The organism is Bartonella raoultii (assembly GCF_019659805.1).
Classification (GTDB): Bacteria; Pseudomonadota; Alphaproteobacteria; order Rhizobiales; family Rhizobiaceae; genus Bartonella; species Bartonella raoultii.
The window spans coordinates 1-915 of record NZ_JAIFRO010000026.1 but is presented as its reverse complement, the minus strand read 5'-3'; the positions used below and the strand labels follow the sequence as shown (position 1 = coordinate 915).

The 915-nt window shown below is 48.5% G+C and carries 1 rRNA gene; it reads right to left on the bottom strand.

Annotation, left to right across the window (positions count from 1 at the left end):
- Positions 1-915, bottom strand: a 23S ribosomal RNA gene (locus K3248_RS08545); the annotation flags it as partial.

Sequence of the window (915 nt, the reverse complement as noted above, 5' to 3'; positions counted from 1 at the left end):
CGCTAAGTGTTCCCCTTAACCTTCCAGCACCGGGCAGGCGTCAGCCCCTATACATCAGCTTACGCTTTAGCAGAGACCTGTGTTTTTGCTAAACAGTTGCTTGGGCCTATTCTCTGCGGCCACCTGATGGTGGCACCCCTTATCCCTAAGTTACGGGGTCATTTTGCCGAGTTCCTTAACAACAGTTCTCTCGCTGGCCTTAGGATACTCTCCTCACCCACCTGTGTCGGTTTGCGGTACGGGCACTACTTCTCTCTCTAGATGCTTTTCTTGGAAGCATGGAATCAGATACTTCAGTCAAAATGACCTTCCCCATCACACCTCAGAATTGTTAAAGCGGATTTGCCTACTTTAACTCCCTAAATGCTTAGACTAGCATTTCCAATCGCTAGCACATCCTATCCTTCTCCGTCACACCATCGATAATAACGATAATAGTGGTATTGGCATCTCAACTAATTGTCCATCACCTACGCCTTTCGGCCTCGGCTTAGGTCCCGACTAACCCTAGGCGGACGAGCCTTCCCCAGGAAACCTTAGATTTTCGGCCTGTAAGATTCTCACTTACATCTCGCTACTAATGCCAACATTCTCACTCGTAATCAGTCCACCGCTCCTTACGGTACGACTTCAGCCCGATTACGACGCTCCTCTACCGCTCAAGTAAACTTGAGCCCGTAGCTTCGGTGGTAAGTTTGAGCCCCGGACATTTTCGGCGCAGGATCTCTCGACTAGTGAGCTATTACGCACTCTTTAAATGAGTGGCTGCTTCTAAGCCAACATCCTAGTTGTCTTAGAAATCCCACATCCTTTACCACTTAACTTACACTTTGGGACCTTAGCTGACGATCTGGGCTTTTTCCCTTTTGACCACGGATCTTATCATTCGTAGTCTGACTGCCGGACTCATAGTAT